At 62.0% G+C, this 20,529-nt stretch carries 19 protein-coding genes and 1 pseudogene; 6 read left to right on the top strand and 14 right to left on the bottom strand.

The window, feature by feature from the left end:
- Positions 1 to 601 precede the first annotated feature (601 nt).
- Genes QM741_RS08410 through QM741_RS08400 form a run of 3 tightly spaced genes read right to left on the bottom strand, consistent with a single transcriptional unit; the run spans position 602 to position 1,927 of the window.
- Positions 602 to 1,024 carry a TrbI/VirB10 family protein gene (locus tag QM741_RS08410; protein ID WP_415207263.1) on the bottom strand — a complete coding sequence of 141 codons (423 nt, stop codon included), beginning with the start codon at positions 1,022 to 1,024 and terminating at the stop codon, positions 602 to 604.
- On the bottom strand, positions 1,011 to 1,280 hold the full coding sequence (locus QM741_RS08405) for a hypothetical protein (RefSeq protein WP_415207262.1): 270 nt from the start codon (positions 1,278 to 1,280) through the stop codon (positions 1,011 to 1,013). The genes QM741_RS08410 and QM741_RS08405 overlap by 14 nt, the downstream gene beginning before the upstream one ends.
- Positions 1,277 to 1,927, bottom strand: a complete 651-nt coding sequence (locus tag QM741_RS08400; RefSeq protein WP_415207261.1) for a DNA methyltransferase — start codon at positions 1,925 to 1,927, stop codon at positions 1,277 to 1,279. The genes QM741_RS08405 and QM741_RS08400 overlap by 4 nt, the downstream gene beginning before the upstream one ends.
- An 826-nt stretch (positions 1,928 to 2,753) precedes the next feature.
- On the opposite strand from QM741_RS08400, the gene QM741_RS08395 reads away from it, so the two are divergent.
- Positions 2,754 to 3,839: a hypothetical protein gene (locus tag QM741_RS08395; protein WP_415207260.1), complete on the top strand. Its 1,086-nt coding sequence runs from the start codon at positions 2,754 to 2,756 to the stop codon at positions 3,837 to 3,839.
- Positions 3,840 to 4,183: 344 nt separating this feature from the next.
- Complete coding sequence (locus QM741_RS08390) at positions 4,184 to 4,681, top strand: hypothetical protein (RefSeq protein ID WP_415207259.1); 498 nt, start codon at positions 4,184 to 4,186, stop codon at positions 4,679 to 4,681.
- A 79-nt stretch (positions 4,682 to 4,760) separates the two neighbouring features.
- Here QM741_RS08390 and QM741_RS08385 read toward each other — a convergent pair whose 3' ends face one another.
- Both QM741_RS08385 and QM741_RS08380 read right to left on the bottom strand, forming a co-directional pair.
- Positions 4,761 to 5,156, bottom strand: a complete 396-nt coding sequence (locus tag QM741_RS08385; RefSeq protein WP_415207258.1) for an ATPase — start codon at positions 5,154 to 5,156, stop codon at positions 4,761 to 4,763.
- Positions 5,157 to 5,377: 221 nt separating this feature from the next.
- Positions 5,378 to 5,605, bottom strand: a pseudogene (locus QM741_RS08380) (JAB domain-containing protein); the annotation flags it as partial.
- Positions 5,606 to 5,698: 93 nt separating this feature from the next.
- Here QM741_RS08380 and QM741_RS08375 point away from each other — a divergent pair.
- From QM741_RS08375 to QM741_RS08365, 3 genes are all read left to right on the top strand, one after another.
- Positions 5,699 to 6,106: a hypothetical protein gene (locus tag QM741_RS08375; RefSeq protein WP_415207257.1), complete on the top strand. Its 408-nt coding sequence runs from the start codon at positions 5,699 to 5,701 to the stop codon at positions 6,104 to 6,106.
- Between the two features lie 219 nt (positions 6,107 to 6,325).
- Entirely contained in the window at positions 6,326 to 6,463 is a 138-nt protein-coding gene (locus tag QM741_RS08370; RefSeq protein ID WP_415207256.1) for a benenodin family lasso peptide, read from the top strand.
- Positions 6,464 to 6,532: 69 nt separating this feature from the next.
- Complete coding sequence (locus QM741_RS08365; protein ID WP_415207255.1) at positions 6,533 to 7,195, top strand: lasso peptide biosynthesis B2 protein; 663 nt, start codon at positions 6,533 to 6,535, stop codon at positions 7,193 to 7,195.
- On the opposite strand, the gene QM741_RS08360 is transcribed toward QM741_RS08365, so the two are convergent.
- The 7 genes from QM741_RS08360 to djlA form a co-directional block, all read right to left on the bottom strand.
- Positions 7,143 to 7,757 carry a tyrosine-type recombinase/integrase gene (locus QM741_RS08360; protein ID WP_415207254.1) on the bottom strand — a complete coding sequence of 205 codons (615 nt, stop codon included), beginning with the start codon at positions 7,755 to 7,757 and terminating at the stop codon, positions 7,143 to 7,145. The genes QM741_RS08365 and QM741_RS08360 overlap by 53 nt on opposite strands.
- Before the next feature lie 390 nt (positions 7,758 to 8,147).
- Positions 8,148 to 9,509 (bottom strand): sensor histidine kinase, encoded by a 1,362-nt coding sequence (locus QM741_RS08355; RefSeq protein ID WP_415207253.1) that lies wholly within the window; start codon positions 9,507 to 9,509, stop codon positions 8,148 to 8,150.
- Between the two features lie 133 nt (positions 9,510 to 9,642).
- Complete coding sequence (gene trpE, locus QM741_RS08350; protein WP_415207252.1) at positions 9,643 to 11,118, bottom strand: anthranilate synthase component I; 1,476 nt, start codon at positions 11,116 to 11,118, stop codon at positions 9,643 to 9,645.
- Positions 11,119 to 11,186: 68 nt separating this feature from the next.
- Positions 11,187 to 13,256 (bottom strand): ATP-binding protein, encoded by a 2,070-nt coding sequence (locus QM741_RS08345; protein WP_415207251.1) that lies wholly within the window; start codon positions 13,254 to 13,256, stop codon positions 11,187 to 11,189.
- Positions 13,257 to 13,432: 176 nt separating this feature from the next.
- Entirely contained in the window at positions 13,433 to 14,122 is a 690-nt protein-coding gene (pdsR, locus tag QM741_RS08340) for a proteobacterial dedicated sortase system response regulator (RefSeq protein WP_415207250.1), read from the bottom strand.
- Between the two features lie 403 nt (positions 14,123 to 14,525).
- A complete protein-coding gene (gene rpe / locus QM741_RS08335; RefSeq protein ID WP_415207249.1) occupies positions 14,526 to 15,191 on the bottom strand; it encodes a ribulose-phosphate 3-epimerase in 666 nt (221 codons plus the stop codon).
- 238 nt (positions 15,192 to 15,429) lie between these two features.
- Positions 15,430 to 16,224, bottom strand: coding sequence for a co-chaperone DjlA (djlA, locus tag QM741_RS08330; RefSeq protein WP_415207248.1), 795 nt, complete (start codon positions 16,222 to 16,224; stop codon positions 15,430 to 15,432).
- Between the two features lie 170 nt (positions 16,225 to 16,394).
- Here djlA and QM741_RS08325 point away from each other — a divergent pair, with 170 nt between their 5' ends.
- Positions 16,395 to 17,291 carry a phosphoribosylaminoimidazolesuccinocarboxamide synthase gene (locus QM741_RS08325; protein ID WP_415207247.1) on the top strand — a complete coding sequence of 299 codons (897 nt, stop codon included), beginning with the start codon at positions 16,395 to 16,397 and terminating at the stop codon, positions 17,289 to 17,291.
- Positions 17,292 to 17,430: 139 nt separating this feature from the next.
- Here QM741_RS08325 and QM741_RS08320 read toward each other — a convergent pair whose 3' ends face one another.
- Complete coding sequence (locus QM741_RS08320; protein WP_415207246.1) at positions 17,431 to 18,747, bottom strand: S9 family peptidase; 1,317 nt, start codon at positions 18,745 to 18,747, stop codon at positions 17,431 to 17,433.
- Positions 18,748 to 19,350: 603 nt separating this feature from the next.
- Positions 19,351 to 20,163: a LysR family transcriptional regulator gene (locus QM741_RS08315; RefSeq protein WP_415207245.1), complete on the bottom strand. Its 813-nt coding sequence runs from the start codon at positions 20,161 to 20,163 to the stop codon at positions 19,351 to 19,353.
- Positions 20,164 to 20,529: the final 366 nt, after the last annotated feature.

Raw genomic sequence — 20,529 nt, 5'->3', positions numbered from 1 at the left:
CGGCTGTAGCGTCATCAACGCCAACGTACACAAGCCGCATTCGTATGGCACTTCTCGCACCAATTCCGCATGGCTCGCGTCGGTTAAAGGCTGCCTGTTCGGGCTACACCATCCCTCTTGCTCCGTCCACTGTAAAAAATGTGAGGTCCGATAATTTTCATCCGAGTGCATAATATTGATTGCTATTCGGTCGATATTATCGGGTAAATACGCGATCGCGGCCCCCGATTCGACGATGTTCCGGCAGGTTGCGCTGCTTGCGGAATGATAAAACCGTCGAACGGCGTCGAACGCCGACTCGACTCGGCGCCGAACGCCTTCATAGTACGAATCATCAGGCGCGTGGGCCGCCAACGACTGACAAATGAGAGTGTCCAGCATGTGTGGAACAGGGGAGTTGTTTCTCATATACGTAGCCAGGATGGGTAAGGATGGCGTTGGAAAATTCGGAACGTGTCGTCGTCGAACTTGATTTCACCTACGCGGTAGCGCAGGCCAAAAATTGCGATGATCTACGCGCCGCGGCAGAGCGCTTCGCGGCCACCTACGATTTCGGTCTGTGGGTCTATGCGTTGGCAGAACCGGATGCTGCTCTGACCAACTATCCGGCCCCGCTCGTCGCGACATACATCGACAATCGCTGGCACTCCTGTCCGTACGTGATCCGGCTGTCGTACTCGCCGATCAGCGTCGAGCCCTGTGGAATCAGCACGCGTTCGCCCGTCACCGTGTCGTAGACCGTTTGGACGACTTGCGCGGTGATCATGCCGGGGAGATCGCTATTGATCCCGGTGAGCAGAACGGCAGGGATCAACGTGCCGGCTCCGAGGTAGATCCGGTTATTCGGCGTCACCACCATTTGATCGAGGTACGGATTGTCGGCGCGGCGCGCATCGGCGAAGGCGCGCTTGTGAACGTCGAGGCAATCGAGCCGGCGTTCTTCGAGCGTTTCGATCTTCAGGTGCACGCGCGCGATCTCGGCAATCTCGCGCTTCGCTGCCGGTGAGAGATCAGGCTTGGCCATGTCGCTGCGCTCCGTCGATTTCGGCTAGCACGTGCTCGGCAAGCTCGCGCAGATTCACGTCCTCCCGCAGAATTGCCGCCAAATCCTCCGCGCTCAGCCCGGCGAGCATCGCCATCACGCGCCGCTCGAACTCCCGCGCAGCCAGATCCGGCCAGCCCTCGTACGCCGCGATGAAGTCCAACTCGCTGCGACTGCGACTTCCGAGGCCCGTCAGGAACGCCCGCAACCCTTCGATGATTTCCACTCGGCGATTCATGCGGCCATCCTCTGGGTCGGGACCAGGCGATTCAGACGCGCAACCGCCGTCCGGTGATGCCTGGCGTCCAGTTCGATTCCCATAAACTCGCGTCCGGTGCGATGCGCGGCAACGCACGTCGAACCCGAGCCGCAGAACGGATCGAGGACGATGCCGCCCTCAGGACAGAACGACTCGATCAGCGGCATGAGGCTTTCGACCGGCTTCTGCGTCGGATGCAAGCGATTGCCGCTGTACTTCCAAGGAAGAACATCGGGCAGCGGTTCGTCCGGAAGCTCGGGCTGCCCTTTCGCCAGCAGGTATGCCGACTCGTGCATGTAGCGCAGAAAGCGCGCCTTGGAGTGATACCGCTTCGTGAAAACAACATGGCCCACCACGCTGAACCCCGCCGCACGCCACGCGCCAAGAAAGCGATCCACGCGATTCCATGCGTAAAACGACACGCAGAACGCGTCATCGCGCAGAACGCGAAACGCCGCCTTGAACGCGGGCAGCAGCCACGCGTCATCGTTGTCGTTGGCGATCCTGCGGCCGGTTCGATCCCGGTAGTTCACGAGATACGGCGGATCGGTGAGAACGAAATCGACGGACCTCGCGGCCAGCGTCGGCAGAACGGTACGACAGTCTCCGAGAACAATGCGGTTCATCTCATGCTCCTAGTTGAAGGTGGTTGATTCACCGCACACCGGATTCCTAGATTCGGAAGCCCAGCTCTCGCTGTTCGGTGCGGCGGGCACGACGAACCCGAACGGCCGGTTGCCACCGTCTTTCCTGAGTTCATCGCCCGCGGCGCAATCGCGCGGGGACGAGAGCAGTCAAGGAGACAAGCGCGGGGTGGGTGCGGCCCGCAGCCGCAGGCGAGGACACGGCCCCGCGCGCCTTGACGGCACGCGAACGCGCGCTACGGTCGCGAACAAGGTGATGGACTCAGGCAAGACGCGTGGACCGGCAGCGTCCAGCGCCAACCGCACGCAAGCGAAGCGCGCAGGTCCGGATCTAGGAATCCGGGCCGGAGGCGTCAGCGATGGATGCCCGAACGGGGCGAGACTCGAGCAGCGAGGCTCGATGCGCAGCACGAGAGCGCGATCGGCCGCAGTCGCGGCCGGGACCGCCCCGCGCCAATTCAGGCGTCATATCGACGTGGGGACATCGATTCCCTGCGGTGAGGTGGAGTCACCGGCGAAGGAAGGGGCTTGCCTTCAATTTGAAACGAAAAACCCGACCGGATACGGAGACGGCATTTATGCATTACGCCAACACCGTTCCGCTAAAGGCGGTTGACACGTGGTCGGATCGGGTGTCTGCTTACTGGGATCGAGCGACAACAAACGCTCACACGGAAACCGTGAACGGCGTAGCCAGAGAAACCAGATCGCTTCGATATCTCGCGGGCTCGGCGTTTACACAATCCGAGGGCCCGCGTAGCGCCAGCGACGAAGATTCATGCGATTTCTTGACGGAAGGAAGTTCGCCATGAGCAAGCTGAGAAACGTCCACCAAGCTGCACTTGCCTGCCTATTGATATTCCTCCCCGGCTTTGCAATAGCGGCAGACGACGTTGCGGAGCAAACAGAACAAATACTATCGGCGTGGCGCAACACAATTGCGCAAACCCCTGTTCCGTCTAGCGGTTGTTTTCATGCGGCATATCCAGATACCGCTTGGACCAGCGTCGAATGCGAAGTGGCAATAGATAGACCGTTTCGCAATTCTTCTCTCGCATTGCCTGCCGTGGATACAGAAAGCCGGAGACCAACTTCAATTCAAAGCTTTGACCACAACATCACCATTCAAACTGTGGGCGGTGGTTCGGGCGATTGGTCGGCAAAGGGATCCAACTTGCCGAACGGCCTGAGAATAAATTCCACGGGAAGCTTCTCGCTGTCCGGCGTCATGAGTGAATCTGATCCTGGCGGGGCGAACGACTACTCGGTTCAACTGAATTCAAACTTCTTTTCTACGCCCGCTTGCAACGGTCAAACTGGCTGTTTGGGCTGGGAGCAATTCGTTTATTCGACGGGTCTGCAGCAATTGCTAATTCAGTTTTGGCTTATAAACTATTCTGGAAATTGCCCCAGCGGATGGACGACAGACTTCGCCGGCGATTGTTACATGAACAGTCCAGCGGTATCGGTTCCGAGTCTGGCCGCGACTGGCCTGGGAACATTGAGTATGAACGCAACTTCCGCCGGATATACCCTGTCCGGAATATCGTTACCCACTTCGGTCTCGCTGACCATTGGAAGCAATGCCTACGAAACCTACGATTATTTCACCGACACCTTGAGTCTCACTCAAGGCTGGAAGCAATCGGAATTTAACGTTTTTGGCGACGGTAATTTGTATCAAGCAAGCTTTAACGCGGGTTCGTACATTACAGTAAATACATCAATCAGAGATATGAACGCCGCCCATCCGAGCTTGACTAGTACCACAGATAGTTGTGTTCAAAACTCTACGACCGGTGAGACAAATAATCTTAATCTTGGCACCTGTACGGCACATGCGGTCGGAGGTTTTGTAACGGCTCCTTACATTTCCTTTACGGAGCATAACTAAACTGGAAGTAAGGCAAGGACTCGAAAAAAAAAGGGGATTCGATTTAAAAAATTGCAACACGAGAAGTAACCATGAGAACAATTTCAAAGCTTCTTCTTCTTTCCGTCCTTTGGAGCGTTTCCTGTCCTGCTTTTGCGAGTAGTCGCACACTTGCTTTCAGTCAATCGGTGGATGGGACCGTATATGCTGTCTACGTATCGGGAGCGTGTCCGTTAGGGTTGAATCCCAGTCAGGTACAAACACCCACTGTAACAATCAGTGCATCCCAGATCGACATTTCGAGCCCCGGCGCGGTTTCTAGCAACTTCGGGTCGGAATGCAGTCCACTGCTCTCTCCCGGCTTCATGCTGCCCGCATCGCTTGGGAAGCTTGTCGATGGCCACTACACGGTGACTTGGAGCTTCGATCCTCAGCAAATATCCGGAGGTTTCGACGTCGCTTCGGGTTCGTTAGTGGCGACGGGCGGTAACCTTCCGAATTCATCGGCGGCGAGCGGCCTATGGTACGACCCGATCTATACCGGCTCGGGGTTCAATTTGCTGATGTCCAACGCCGGCTTCTTGGTCACATACTATGGATGGGACGCCGTGGGCAACCGCCTGTGGCTTATCTCCGACACAGGGCCGACGTCGCTCGGGCTGAACACACCCATTGTACTCAATATGAGCTATTCCACCGATGGCGTTTTCAGCCGTCCTCAACTCAAACCGACGCAATGGGGTCTGCTGGTCCTGAATTTCACCAACTGCCGAACGGCGACTGCCTCGCTCACGGGTAAAGACGGCGTACAGAACTTGAGCTTGATCCAGTTGGCCGGGATTGCGGGACTGCCTGGCTGCTGACCGAAGGGTTCGACCTGGACGCCTGCATATAGCCAGAGCGAGGGCCGAAGCCCCCGCCCTGGCGTCAACCGCCGCTCGCTCAGTTGAGCTGCCGCGCCGCCATCGCCTGCAGGCGCTCCATCACGCTAGGCTCGACGAACACGCACGACTGCTCCGGGACGATCGGCAGGTTGAACATCCTCGCGAACACCTCGCGTCGGATGTGCGCCAGACGCCCAGTCCGACGCACGTCTTCGGGCCTCACGAGAGAACTCGCTGTCGGAGAGCCGCTGCGTTCTGGATTGCACTCCACCAGCGCGATATACCCGTCCTGCGCCATCTTCTTGTGCTCCGGGCACATTCCCCAGCCCGTCCTCGTGTAATGTTCCAGGGTCGCGCGCAAACGTCGATCCAGCAGGATCGCGCTCGTGTCGAACGCGACTCCGCAAACCACGCAGACGTGCTGCCCCATTGAAACGTACGACTTGTCGCTCATGACGATCTCCGTTGCTCGGGCGGAATTGCCCGGCACGGGCCGTCACGGCGCAGCGCAAGCTGTCAGGGGTCGCAGACGGTCGCAGGCCGCAAGCGCAACGCGCGCAGCCCTTGACGGCGAGCACGCCGTGATAGCGTCGAAGGAAACAGCAAGGCCGCCTCACCATCATGTCGAGCGAGTCGCGACTGTGGAAAAAAAGGGGGCCGAAGCCCCCCCCTTCGTCACAGCCACCCCCTTTCGGCAAAAGCCACCGCCGCACCGCCGCCGACGATGACGTGATCCAGCGTGCGAATCTCGACCAGCTCCAGCGCCTGCTTGAGCCGCAGGGTAATCGCCCGGTCGGCGCTGCTCGGCTCCGGATTCCCGCTCGGATGGTTGTGCGAAAGAAGCACCGCCGCCGCATTGAGTCGCAGCGCCTCCTTGACCACCTCGCGCACGTGCACCGTCGCCCCACGCCGGTTCGCTTCGCGCTCTACCGCCTCGTTGGCGAGGGCGCAATCGCCGATCACGCGCGCGAAGGCTTCCACCTTCCGCTGGCCAGCGTGGTCGCACTGCGCGACCTCTACGACTGGATGGAACGGCTCATGGTCATGGCCTGCGACATCGGCTTCGCGCCCGCGTCGAAGCCGGTCGCATCGCACGTCGCGAAACGCGGCAACGACATCGTCGTGCAGACGCGTGAGCTGTTCGAGGCCATCGCTCTCGCGACCGATCACCCCTACCTCTATCAAGCGGTACGCCAAGCCGACGACAAGCTCGGGCCGATTCGGCGGGCCAAGCAACCGCTCGTCCCGGACGCATCGGACGAACTCGCGCACATCAACCGCCTTTGGCGCAAGCGCGACATCACCGCTCTCAAAGCCGCACTGATCGCCTACCACGAGCGCCGCAAGCAGCTCGTGCCGCGCATCGTGGCTCACCTCAGCGCGACACCCTACCTATCGCACTGAGCGCGCCGGTTGAGCCGGCAGCGGGCGGACGCCCCGTCGGGAATCCTCACTGGGGATTGACCACGACCAGATGACGTCGGCACGCCGCTCTGCGTCGGTAGAGGCAGTTTGTTATTAATTAATAACAAATTACCGAAGAATTATTTTGCAATTAAATAAGTGCGAGCCCACGATCTGCCCGTCATGGCCCCATGACGCGAACCAATCTGGAGACAGATCATGAAAGAGACGATCGACAACACGCAGAACCAGGACATCATCGAACTCGGTGTCGCGAGTGTCGAAACCATGGGTGGCGGCATCAATCCGGGCGAACCTCTCGGTGAATCGTTCGGCGGCGGCATTTCCAACGACTGATCGTTGAACCAACCAAGCGAGGCGCACCGATTGGTGCGCCTCGCCGGAGACGCGACAATGGTAGCGAGGTTGCGCGACGATCTGTCCTTCTGCCGCGTCGACGACCGCTTGATTTTTCTCGATCTGCAGACAGATCGATACCTCCGGCTCTCCGACCGCTTAGAGCGAGCTTTCGTCGCCAGCCTAGCGAATGACCAGCCGGACGACAACGACATCGCCGACCTGATTCGACAGAGAATCCTCACCGAGGATCCTCTCTCTGGGCGGCCAAGCGTCAGGCCAGTCCTCGCCACTCGCAGCGCGATCGAGCTAGGAGCGCCTGCCGACGCTCTGAATATCCCTATACTTCTAGATGCATTTGTGACGGTCTGCTCGACGCAACTGCAGCTTGCAATCCGTAACTTGAAGACCATCATCGATAGGCTCGTTATCTATCGAGATTCGAATTCCGACCCACACGCCGCGAACTCTAGAGAGATGCCACTACAGCGCCTTCTGAGTACGGTTGGGGCGTTCAGGAAGGCGCGGTCCTATGTTCCAATCGAGACATGCTGCCTACTTGACGCATTGTCTCTAGTAAAGTTCCTCGCTCGAAGAAAACTATCGGCGAACATCGTGTTCGGCGTCACCCTTGACCCGTTCTCCGCGCACTGCTGGGTGCAGGCCGCCGATTGGGTTCTTAGCGACACGGTCGGGAACGTAGCGGCTCACACGCCGATCCGAGTGGTGTGATGCGCCACCGATATTTCGCTAGGTTGGCGGAACACCACTGGCGTACGAGCAGCGCGACGGTTTCGGCGCCACGCCCTTCGATACGTCGAACGATCTCCAGAAGATGCGCTGCCGTCACGCTGCGGATCGGTAGCCTACCGATATGCACAAACACATCGCCTTCGAGGAAACCTTCCACCTGACGCGTGTAGTAGCCCGTCCAGTTTCCCTTCTTCTGCGCGATCCATTCTCGCGCCACGCCCTCAAACGTAGTCGTCGCGTTCGTGAGTTGCGTCATGCGTTCTGTCTGACGCTGGTGCGCGGGATGTACTCCCCGCTTTACCAATAGCCGCGCGTTGTCACGCTCGCGACGGGCGTCTTCCAATGAGACATGGCCTGCGCGCTTGTCGCCGAAGTATTCGCCCAGAGCGAAGACATTCTCTTTGCCCGCGATGCGGTAGCGGTATCGCCACACCTTCACACCGCTGGGCCGAACCTCCAAATACAGGCCGCCGCTGTCGGCAAGTTTGATCGGACTTTCGGCGGGTTTTGCGTTGCGAATTTTCGCGTCCGTGAGGGCCATGTCGGGTGCGGGTATCGGCGTTTCGATACCCGCCACGATACCCGCTTTTCGCGGGGATGCCAATCGACATCGAGGGAAGCCAATGGACAATAATTCCAGTTATTTCAGCGACTTGTTGGACATCGACGGATGCTGTGGGATGTCCAGGAACCGCGATGCTAGTTGTCGATCATCAGGATCATGCTGCACTCAATCCGTAGTTTTCATTGCGTATGGAATTCCCGTTCGAGATCCGCATTCGCGGAGATTTCCTGGCGTACCGTCGCCGGAAGGAATGGTGGATGGATTGCCGGTCCCTTCAGGACGGCTCAGGCATCACGACTTTACCATGCAGCCGCGATCGGCTCGTCGGATTTCCGACGTATTCCGCGCGACACGGACGCGGATGGCTCATTGGCGCGCCGGTACCAGCGGCAGGCGGATGCGAAACGTCGCGCCCTGCCCGGGCGCGCTGCTTACCGTGATGCCGCCGCCGTGCGCAGTGAGCACGCCGTGCACCACCGATAGCCCCAGACCGGTGCCCAGACCGGGCGGCCGCGTGGTGAAGAACGGTTCGAACAAGCGCGCCTGCACCGTCTCGCTCATGCCGTGGCCGGTGTCGCGCAGTTCGATTTCGACCTGCGACTTCGCCTCGATGCCGCGCAGCGCGATATGGAATTCGCCTCCCTGCGGCATCGCCTGATTCGCATTGGCCGCGATGTTGAGCACGACGAGCTCGAACTGCGTGCGGTCGAATCGGATCGGCAGCTCGCCCGCGGGCAGATCGTTCACGATGCGCACCCCGGGATCGAACAGTTGCCGCAGCATCGGCTGCAGCTCGCGCAGCGCATCGACGGCGTCGAAGCATTCGGCGCGGGTGGCTTCGTGACGGCTGAAATCGAGCAGCTTGTGCGTCACTGCCATGCCGCGCCGGGCCGCCGCCTCGACGCCGGCCAGCGCCTGCTTGAGTTCGGCGTTGGCGTCGCTGGTGCGGCCCTTGGCCGCATAGCCGAGCATCAACGCGAGCAGATGGTTGAAGTCGTGCGCCACGCCGCTCGCGAGCCGGCCGACCACCTCGACCTTCTGCGCATGGATCAGTTGTTCCTGCGTGCGTGCGCGCTCGGCCATCTCGACTTCGAGCCGCCGATTGGTCCGCGCGAGCGCATCGCCACGCTGCGAAGCCTCGATCAACGACTCGCGCAACGCCTTCACGGCACGGTCGACGACGACGGCGATGAGCAGGAACATCGCGAGATGGATCATGAAATCCATCAACAGATTGAGCGCCGAATCGTGCGGCCCGGCCCTGTGGCACGCATCGAAAACCTCGCCGACGGCAAAGGCGACGGCGGTGGCGGCGAACATCCCCCACAACGCAGGGCGCCCTGCCATCAAGCCGGCGAGCACGATCCAGACGACGAGCAGCGGCTGCTCGTATCTGCCGGTGGCGACGCCGTTCGTGGCATAGGCGACGATGGTCGTCGCCGCGATCACGATCAACATCTGGCGCACGGCGAACTGTAGACGCCCGTGCCTTATCAGCCATACGCCGGCCAGCGCGACGGCACTGATCAACGCGTCGGTCGCCAGACCTTGCGTCTCGCCGGGCCGCCACGGAATGTTGGACGCGAAGATGCGGTACAGCCACATCAGCGGCGAGAGAATGCCGAGCAGCAGCAGCACGATTTGCAGCGCGGGCGCGTTGCGCCGATCAACCGGATCGTCGATCGGAACTCGCCCGAGCCATTCGCCCAGCCGCCTCCACGGCGTCATGTTGGCGCGCGCGGTCGAGGCCGTCCGGCTCCCCGTATTTTCTCCACTCGATTCTTCACGCAAGCTCAGGGCTCCGTCGTTGCGCCGGACAGGATTCCGCGGCGCCAATTCCCCCTGGACGATAATGTGACGGCTACAGTCCGCCTACCGCCTGGGCCACCGCACGGAACAGCGCGCGGCACTTGTTCATCGTTTCCTTCCACTCCAGTTCGGGCACCGAGTCGGCGACGACGCCGCCGGCGGCCTGCACGTGGAGCTGGCCGTCCTGTACGATCGCGGTGCGGATCGCGATCGCGAGGTCGGCTTCGTCGTGCCAGTTCCAATGGCCGATCGCGCCGCCGTAGACGCCGCGCTTGACCGTTTCGAGCTCGGCGATCACTTCCATCGCGCGCACCTTCGGCGCGCCGGTCAGCGTGCCGGCGGGGAACGTCGCGCGGAACACGTCCATGAAGCTCAAGCCCGGTTTCAGTTTGCCGACGACCTCCGAGACGATGTGCATCACGTGCGAATAGCGCTCGACGACCATGTTCGCGGTCAGCTCGACCGTGCCGGTCTCGGCGATGCGGCCGACGTCGTTGCGGCCGAGGTCGATCAGCATCAGATGTTCGGCGCGCTCCTTGGGATCGGCGAGCAGTTCGGCTTCCATCGCGGCGTCGTCTTCGGGCGTGTGGCCGCGCCGGCGCGTGCCCGCGATCGGGCGCAGCACGACCTGCTCGCCCTGCGCGCGCACGAGGATCTCGGGCGAGGAGCCGATGATCTGCTCCGCACCGAGGTCGATGAAATACATGTACGGCGACGGGTTGAGCGCGCGCAGTGCGCGGTAGACGTCGAGCGGGCGCGAGCGGAACGGCACCGACAGACGCTGGCTGATCTGCACCTGGAACACATCGCCCGCATAGACGTATTCCTTCGCGCGTTCGACCGCCTTGAGGTAATCCTCTTTCGGAAAGCTCGACACGAAATGCGATTCGTCGATCGCTTTCGGATCGACGATGTCCGGATACGCCGCGCTGGTCGAACGCAGGCGATGCACGAGACTGTCGAGCCGGCGCTGCGCGCGCGCGTAGGCACGGGGCTCGCCCGGATCGGCGTTGACGATCAGGTAGAGCTTGCCTTTGAGGTTGTCGAACACGGCCAGTTCTTCGGCCAGCAACAGGCAGATGTCGGGCATGCCGAGCTTGTCGGGCTTGGCGTCGGCCTTGATCCGGTGCTCGATGTAGCTCGCGCACTCGTAGCCGAAGTAACCGACGAGGCCGCCGGCGAATTTCGGCAGGCCGTCGATGCGCGGCACCCTGTACTGCGCCTTGATACGCGCGATCTCGGCGAGCGGATCGGCGACCTCGCGGTCCTCGACCGTTTCGCCCTCCTCACCGATCGTCAGGCGATGTCCGTAGACGCGGATCACGCGCCGCGCCGGCAGGCCGATGATCGAATAGCGTCCCCAGCGCGCGCCGCCCTCGACCGATTCGAACAGGTAGGCGTACGGACCGTCGGCAAGTTTCAGGTACACCGACAGCGGCGTGTCGAGGTCGCTCAGCACCTCGCGCACGAGCGGAATACGGTTGCAGCCTTGCTCTGCGAGCGTGGCGAATTCGGCGGGAGAGATCACGTGACTCGACTTCGGGCAAAAAAGAATGCCGAAGATAGCAAGCCGCGTCGTTCCGCGCCATGCGGCGACTACGGCGCGGCCAGCGCGCGCCGCGGCATGCTGTGCAGTTCGAGTGAGAACTCGACGCCGGAGCCATCACCCAGATTGGCGGCCGACGCACGGCCGCGATGCAGTTCGGCGATCAGGCGCACGATCGACAGGCCGAGGCCCAGATGCGGCGGTCCGGCCGGCGCGTCGCCGACCGGCGTGGTTTTCTGCGCTGTGGACGGACGCACGCTGACCAGCGAATCGAACAGGCGGTCGGCCATCGTCGGCGGCAGCGGCGGACCCTGGTTGGCAACGGTGACGACGGCGCCATCGCCGTGCGCGTGCAGACCGATGCGGATCCAGCCGTCCTCGGGCGTGAAGCTGCGCGCGTTGTCGACGAGCTTGTCGAGCGCCTGTGCGATCAGCTCGGGCGCGCCGTGCATGAGGAATGGCGAGGCGGGCAGGTCGGCCTCGACGCGCCGCGGCGCGAGCAGCGGCCGGTAGGCGTCGACGCAGCCGCGCACGACGGCAGCCAAATCGAATTCCTCGGCGTCGACGCCGCCGACCGCGCGCTCCATGCGACTGGCTTCGCTCATCGCGCGCACGATCGCGCCGAGGCGTTCCGCGCCGCTGCGCGCGCGCACGAGGTAGGTGCGCGCGTCCGCCGGCACGACCTGCTGGTCGAGATTGTCGAGCGAGGACTTGACGATCGCGAGCGGCGTCTGCAGTTCGTGCGAGAGTTTCGACGCGAGCGTGCGCAGATAGTCCGTATACGCCGCCACTTCGTCGAGCAGACGCGCGAAACTGCGCGAGAGATCGCCGAGTTCGTCCTTCGCGCCGATCAGCGGCAAGGTGACCTGATTGTCGAAGCCGCGCTCCCCTTTCCCACTCGTCTGCTTGGCGCGCTCGACCGCGTCGCGCAGGCGGCGGATGCGCAGGCCGAGCACGCCGGCGAAGGCGAACAGCACGGCGCCGGCGAACACGAGCGCGCCGAGGCTCGCGCCGATCAAAATCAGCAACGCGCGGTTGGTCAACAGCGGCAGCGCGTTGCCGGATTGTTCGAGCAGCAATGCGCCGCGCACCTCGTAGTCGTCTTTCAACGGCACCGCGGTAGCGAGCACGACGCTGCTGCGCTGGTTGGGCGCCGGGTGCCAGGCCGTCGCGGCGACGCCCGACAGCGCCTGCCAGATCTCCGGCGAGGACAGGCGCGGCAGGCTGGTCGCAAAATCCTGCGCCGGCGTCATGCCGGGCGCGATCAGGCTGCGGTAGATCAGGGTCTCGAACCAGCGCCGCAGCGCGGGCGATGCGTAGCCTTGCGCCGGATCGAGCTGCCCCGACTCGGCGACGACCCAGCCCTCGGCGCTGAGCACGCGCACGCGCATGCCCTCGGGCGCGAACTGGGCGAGGTCCGCGGACAGGTCCGGCGAGCGCAACAGCAGCGGCCGCAGCTCGATGTGCGCGTTGTTCGGCGCGTCGGCGTCGAATGCATTGAGCGTCAGCGAGTCGGGCATCTGCGCGCGCGGCAGGCGCAGTTCGATGCGATAGCCGTCGGCGTCTTCCTGCCAGACGCCGGCCAGCGCCTGCGGCAACGAGTCGCCTTCGCCGTCGAGCACGCGCGCGTCGAAGCGGCCTGGCGCTGCGCTCGCGAGCAGATAACGGCGCAGGTCGTTGTCGCGCGCGAGGCTCAGGGTCACATGGTCGCGCAACTGCGCGGCCGGATCGGTCGCGTCCGCGCGCGTGCGCGTCGCGTCACGCACCTGGGCGAGCAGGTACAGGTAATCGTTGTCCGTACAAAGCAGCAATTTCGCTTTTTGCGCATCGTCGGCCGGCCCGATGTTCTGCGCGTACGGCATCAGCGACGTCCAGTCGTCCGCATAGCCGTCGATGCGCATGCTGCCCGCGCAGGGATGCACGTAGAACGCCTGCCCCGCCGGCGGCAGCGCGGTCTTGAGCGCGGCGAGGCTGCGCGCGAGCGCCTTCGCGGACGCGGTCAGCGTCTGTTCCTGTCCCTGGCGCAACAGTTCCTCCATCTGCCGCACGATCAGCCAGCCCGCGAGCGGCAAAGCCAGCGTGGAGAGCGCGAGGAGGAGGAGCTTGAATCTCAGTGACATGAGTCAAGGCGACATGGCATTGGCTTCCCTTCTCCCCTCGGGAGAAGGTGCCCCGCAGGGACGGATGAGGGAAAGGCGTCGCAAATTGTAGTGCCGCTTCACATGCGGAAGGTTCTTCCCTCATCCGGCGCTGAAGTGACGCGGCTTCTCCCGACGGGAGAAGGGAAGAAAGAGCCTCAGGGCCGCCATCTATAGCCTGCCCCGTGCACCGTCTCGATCGCATCGAAGGACTCGTCGATCGCGAGGAATTTCTTGCGGATGCGCTTGATGTGCGAGGTGATCGTCGCGTCGTCGACGACGACCTGCGCCTCACGCATGAGTTGGTCGCGATTCTTCACGTGACCGGGGAAGCGCACGAGCGTATGGATCATCCAGAACTCGGTCACCGTCAACGGCACCTCGGTCCCGTTCCAGGTCACGCGCATGCGCTCGGCTTCGAGCTTGAGCGGGCCGTGCTCGACGACGGTTTCCTTCGATGCCGGCTTGTTGAGCGCGTCGATGCGGCGAAAGAGTGCACTGATGCGCGCCGCGAGATGGTGCAGGCTGACGTCCTTGGTCAAATAATCGTCCGCGCCGAGGCGCAGGCCCGAGATCACGTCGAAATCCGAATCGCGCGCGGTCAGGAACAGGATCGGCAGCGTCGGCGACTGTGCGCGCAGTTCGCGGCACAGCTCGAAGCCGCCCTCGGGTTCGTCGCCGAGGCCGACGTCGATGATGACGAGTTCGGGCAGGCGCTGTGCGAACGCGCGGCTCGCGTCGGGCCGCGTGGCGTAGCCGGCGGTGGTGTAACCGAAGCGGTTGAGCGCCTCGACGTAGTTCGCGCGGATCGCGGGTTCGTCCTCGACGATGGCGATGTGGCGGCCCATGGCTGTTCAGTCCTGCTCGATGGATGTGCGCAGCTTACGGGCGCGTCTCGCAGGCGGCAATGGCGCCGGCGCATTTGCCATCGCTGCGCCAGATTTGGCCCCGCGGCTGCCGCAAATGCCGCCGCCCGCCTTCATCGAAACGGCCGATCCTGCACCTGCAACGATTCCACATTGCGCAGGGATAACCGCCGATGAACGTCCAACGCCCCGAACCGAATCTCGAACTCCACCAGAGCGAACCGTTCCGCGTCGCCTTCGCCCTGTTCGCGCTCGTGCTCGGCGCCCTTGCCGCATTGCAGTTCTGAGTTGCCGCGCCGCGCCGAAGCATCGAGTTCTTTTCCGCCGCTTCGCCTCGGCGCGGCTTTCTTTGCACGCAGCGAACGGGAATCTGCGAAACGCACAGTCAACCGATCGCGCGCAGCATCTTCGCGATGACCTCGCGATAGTCCGCGTGGCCGAAGATCGCCGAGCCGGCGACGAAGGTGTCCGCGCCGACGCGCGCGATCTCGCCGATATTCTCGGCCTTGACGCCACCATCGATCTCGAGGCGGATGGCGCGGCCGCTGCGGTCTATGCGTTCGCGCACTTCGCGCAGCTTGCCGAGCGCGGACGCAATGAAGCTCTGCCCGCCGAAGCCCGGATTGACGCTCATCAGCAGGATCAGGTCGATCTTGTCCATCACGTAGTCGAGATACGCCAGCGGCGTGGCCGGATTGAACACGAGGCCCGCGGTGCAACCCGAATCGTGGATCAGGCCGATCGTGCGGTCGATGTGCTCGCTCGCCTCGGGATGGAAGCTGATGTTCGTCGCCCCGGCTTTGGCGAAATCCGGCACGATGCGGTCGACCGGCTTGACCATCAGGTGCACGTCGATCGGCGCGGTCACGCCGTGCTTGCGCAACGCCTCGCAGACCAGCGGACCGATCGTCAGGTTCGGCACGTAGTGGTTGTCCATCACGTCGAAGTGCACCCATTGCGCGCCTGCGGCGAGCACGGCATCGACTTCCTCGCCAAGTTTGGCGAAGTTGGCGGAAAGGATCGACGGCGCGATGACGGGGGACTGTTTCATCGAGGGATTCATGCTGCGAAATGTGGACAGTTTACATGCAAGCCGCTTCCCTTCTCCCCTCGGGTCGAAGTCGGCGACAGCCGACTGAGGGTGAGACAAGGATGTCGAACGGGGTGGGTGCCCGAAAGGCGGATGAGGGAAAAGCACCACAAGATTCAATGACAGCCGATTCATGCGGGGTCTTTCCCCCATCCGGCGCTGCGCGCCACCTTCTCCCGAGGGGAGAAGGGAAGCAGAGCTACAAGCCGCGCTCGCCGCGGATCTTCTCGTAGGCTGCGTTGATGTCGCGCGCGCGTTCCTCGGCGCGGCGTTTCAACTCGTCCGGTATGTTGCCGAGCTTGTCGGGATGATGCTGGCTCATCAGCTTGCGGTAAGCGCGCTTGACTTCGGCGTCGCTCACGTTGCGCTCGATGCCGAGTACGGCATAAGGGTCCTTGTGTTGCGCCGTCGGCCCGCGTTCGTTGCGATGCGCGCTGGCGTACTCCTCCCAGTTGTCCGGCGCAACGTAGGCGTAGCCCTTCATCACCGCGATACCGATCAACTGGCGCTCGTCGACGCCGAGTGCGACGCAGAGCTTGCGTACGATGACGAGCTTGGCCGGTGCCAACGGACCGTCCGCACAAACGATGTCGAGCAGCAGGTCGATCAGAATGAAGGCGCGATCGCGGTGGCCGCGCGTCCACACGCGCAACTGCATGATCGTACTTGTCGTCGAATAGCCCGGATGCTTGCCGGCATTGAACTGCGCGATCGCCGTATTGCGCAGTTCGGACGAGAGCTGCATGCGCGCCATCAACTGCTCGGTCGCGGCGATTTCGGCCTCGGATACGCGCCCGTCGGACTTTGCGATCGCCCCGGCGAGGCCGAACAGCGGCGCGACGAACGACAGCGGCGCGGCGTCGATCGTGCCGCCGAAGCCGGCGACGCTGCGATCGAAGAGATGGCCGAGCAGCAGGCAGACGACGACGGCGACCGGCTCGTGGAACACGAAGACGCCGATCGCGAAGCCGACCAGCTTGCCCCAGAAGCTCATGCGCGCATCCGTCCGCCGGCGCACGCGCACGCCGGTCCGGAAATGGGGAAAAGAAATCTCATGGATCGCCGCTGAACCGTTCGGAGCATGGATTCTAGCCGATGGCCGCGCGCGCATCGAACTGGCTTGCTACCCTACAATGCGCCCTCGTTCCGCATAATGAGGTCGCCGTGCCCACCACGCTCCTGCAATCGAATCTGCCCGGCCTGAACCTGATCCACCGCGGCAAGGTGCGCGACGTCTACGCGCTGAGCGCGCAGGAACTGCTGATCGTCGCCAGCGACCGCCTTTCGGCCTTCGACGTGATCCTGCCCGACCCGATTCCGGGCAAGGGCGAGATGCTCTGCCAGATATCGAACTTCTGGTTCGCGAAAACCGCGCACCTCGTGCCGAACCACCTGACCGGCAAGGACGTCGCCTCCGTGCTGCCCGTCGGCATCGATGCGAATTTGTATACCCAGCGCAGCGTCATCACGAAGCGCCTCAAGCCGGTGCCGGTCGAGGCGATCGCGCGCGGCTATCTGATCGGCTCAGGCTGGAAGGACTACCAGGCGACCGGCGCGCTCTGCGGCATCACGCTGCCGGCCGGGCTGCGCCAGGCCGAGAAGCTGCCCGAGCCGATCTTCACGCCCTCGACCAAGGCCACGATCGGCGACCACGACGAGAACGTCGACTTCGACCGGGTCGTCGCCACGATCGGCGCCGACCTCGCCGAGCAGGTACGCGACGCGACCCTGAAAATCTACACGTTCGCGGCGGAATACGCCGCCGCGCGGGGCATCCTGATCGCCGACACCAAGTTCGAATTCGGCACCGACGAGGCCGGCAAGCTCTACGTCATGGACGAGATGCTGACGCCCGATTCCTCGCGCTTCTGGCCCGCCGACGAATACCGCGTCGGCATCAGCCCGCCGAGCTACGACAAGCAGTTCGTGCGCGACTATCTCGAAACGCTGGACTGGAACAAGACCGCGCCGGGCCCGAAGCTGCCGCAGTCGGTCATCGACGGCACGGCGGCGAAATACGCCGAAGCGCTCAAGCGGCTGGCCGGCATCGAACTGGATTGATCGCCGCAATCGAAAGGCCGAGTGCGATCCATCGCACCTACACTCGTTCGTCTTTTCCGCACGCTCTTATGGAGTTGCAAAGGCAGGCCAGAAACTCATCGGAACGGCGCGGGAAGAAAGCGATTGATGCCGGAGTAAGTTATCTGCTCGCTTCGGCCTTCGGCGAGAACTCGTCGAACCAGTCGAAGATGCGCTGCCACATGTCGCGGATATTAGCCGGGCTGTCGAGCACGTGTCCTTCGCCCCAATAGCGTACAAATCGCGCGCGCTTGCCCTGGCGATACAGGGAATTGAAGAATTCCTCGCCTTGCTGCATGGCTACGTAGTCCAAATCACCCTGCATGATCATCAACGGCGTATCGACCCGGTCAACGTAGAAGATCGGACTGTTGCGCAACCAGCGTCCCAGGTCCTTCCACGGCGGGCTGCCCATCCGAGTTTGACCCGACTCCTCCACCTGAAAGTGGAAGAAGTCTTCCTGAGGATAATCCGAGTAACGCAGCCGCGCATCGAACTGACCATACAAGCTGATTAGATCGGAAGGCCCTGCCAGAGCCACTGCAGCGGTGAAACGACGGGTCTGAGTAACCAGACCATAAGTCGAGAAGCCCCCGAAACTCTGCCCCATCAGGAACAATCGTTTTGGATCGGCATAGCCAAGTTCGATCACCTTGTCGATTGCCGGCAGCACACCATCGGGCAGACGCAGCATCGGATCGTCTGTCGTACCTTCCGGCCCTCCCAACGGCATACTTGGCATAAGCACTGCGTAGCCTTTCGCCGCCGGTATTTGCATATTGAGCGGACTGCCGTAACTGATACGTTCGGAAGAAGGGGGGTCCGATTTTGCCATCGAGCCGGCATACACACGGGTCAGCAGCGGGTAGGCGACCGCGCCGCCCTGCGGAGCGACATGCCATTCAACTACACTGGCTTCGACAAGAGCCTTCTCCTCGCCAGTCAAGATGTCCAATACGCGCAGCTGACCGTGTGGTCTTTTCGACATATCCACGGGAATCCCGCTGTCCAACACACTGACCGAAGGTTCCAGGCCTTTGGCCATCTTCGACCATTCGTGCGTCGCAATTTGCGAAGTCTGCAACATGACATTCATGAGGGAAGGCTGCTCGTCCTCGGGCAGGGCCGGATACAGCAGATGCTCGTTGTCCAGCCATAGAAACACAGGCGGGATGGTTTCAAGATCAATTGCACGGTGAGAGAGTTGTTGCAATTCCCGGGCCCGAGCATTCCACAACCACAGGAAGACGTTGCCGCCGCGTGTGGACAGCATGGCGATGTGCTGCCCATCCGGCGCCCATTGTGGCGCCCACCATCCTGAACCATCTTGAGCGCCGTTCGTGATGTTTTCGGGGCGAGTATTCCATTGGCTTTGTATCCAGATGTCGCCAGTGGCATTTTCCCGTAAATAATGCAGATTCGCTGCCTTGCTGGTCACCGGGCGTGAACGCGTAAATGCGATCTGTCGTCCATCTGCGCTAAATGCATAGGGGCGCCGAATATTAGGCCTACGCTATCCAATGAAAAAGTATCGTCGACGGTGTAGAGACGTTTTTCTGCGGAAGTTGCAGAATAAGTGGCTGTTGGCACAATCGAAAAACAAATGAATAACGCTACCGCTGCCACCGCGCGCAGAATACAAGTCAACAGTAAGTATCCCCCGGCAAAGCCGGGGGAACTCCTATAGTTGTTTAGTCTCATCCTCGCATCGAAAACGAAATAGTTCAGCGGAACAGCCAGCGCGATTGCCTACCGTGCAGCGCCAGCGCTGCCGCGATGCTCGGTTTCGATGTGAGCCAAACGGCGGGCACCTTGAAAGCGTTGGCGATCAAGGGTTCGCCGTTCTCGCCACATCGGCCATCACACTTACGCGACAGGGGAATGAGGACACTCGGAGCGATAGAGACCCCATTCCATGATCCCTGCCGGGACTGATCCAATTCAGGACACTAGGGCTTGAGTTTCATTGCAGGATTGCTTCAGACGGTGAAGGAGCAGTTCCTGGAACAACAGCGCTTGAGGTGATAGCGGCTTGTAGCGGTTATGGATGACGTTGATGTCGATACGCTCGCTGGTCACCAACGGGCGGATTTCCAACTCCGGAATCAGGTTGTTGGAAATGGCGATGGCATCCATCACCGCAACTTCGCCGGTGGCGCGGCTGAACAAGCTGCCTATCAAGCCTGAACGCACTTCGACGGCCTTGTTCAGAATCTTCCAGTACTTCGCCATAGATCTTCTCCTCGCTCAAGCCATACAGCTCTTGGAAAGGAACGGAAATCAGCCGATGGCCGACGAGGTCGCGCGGGCGAATCCGCTTGAGCGCGGCCAGTGGATGGCTGGGGGCCATGATGCACACCAGGGGGCAGGTAAAGCGGGCATAGACGTCGATGCTCGGATGATTTGCCGCGAAAGTGCTGATGCCGATATCGACGATCTTGTCGGCGACCACGTCGATCAACTGGTTGGGCAGCGGCAGGATCACCTTGACCTGGAGGTCCGGCCGCTCCTTGACCGTGTCGGCGACGCTTAAGGGCACCACGGTCGTGCCCAGGCTCAAGGATGCGGCAACGTACAGGTTGCCCTTGCTCGGATCGGCCAGTTCTTTCGACAGCGTGTGTACTTTCTCGACATTGCGCCACAGGTGTTCGACTTCCTCGTACAACTGCTTCGCCGCGCTGGTCGGTACCAGCCGGCCCTTGACCAGTTCGAACAGCTTCAGCCTGCTGCGCTGCTGGGTGTGGCTGAGCATCTTGCTGACCGCTGACGGAGATATGTGCAGAAGCTCGGACGCGCCAGTGATGCTGCCGGTGAGCATGATTGCGCGGAAGACTTCCATCTGGCGCAGGTTCATGGGAATTGCGCCCGCACGCGTTGCCGCCGCGGCGATGCGCGATGCGCGTAAAGCTCGTCGAGGGTGCGAACTTCACGACCGGAGCAAACAGAGTCTTGCCTACGCTCATGCACGCTCCCCGGAGACGTCGGTCCCGGGATGCTGCGCCATTGTTCGAGATCGAAGTTCAAATCGGCATCCAGTGAAGTCGGCCTGCAGGCCGCGCCAATGCTTGTTTCCAGGCTCGGATCGAGACACTCGACCGCAGTAGTGTAGCCAAATGAATCATCGACGTACTGACCGAAAGCGAACTGACCAAAGGTGAACGTTGGCCTCGAAAAATTCAATTTCTCTCCGCAAGGATTGCAATTAAGTTGTTTTTTGCCG

It is taken from the genome of Rudaea sp. (assembly GCF_047601565.1).
Classification (GTDB): Bacteria; Pseudomonadota; Gammaproteobacteria; order Xanthomonadales; family Rhodanobacteraceae; genus Rudaea.
The sequence above is the reverse complement of the archived record's forward strand: the minus strand, read 5'-3'. Positions and strand labels throughout refer to the sequence as shown.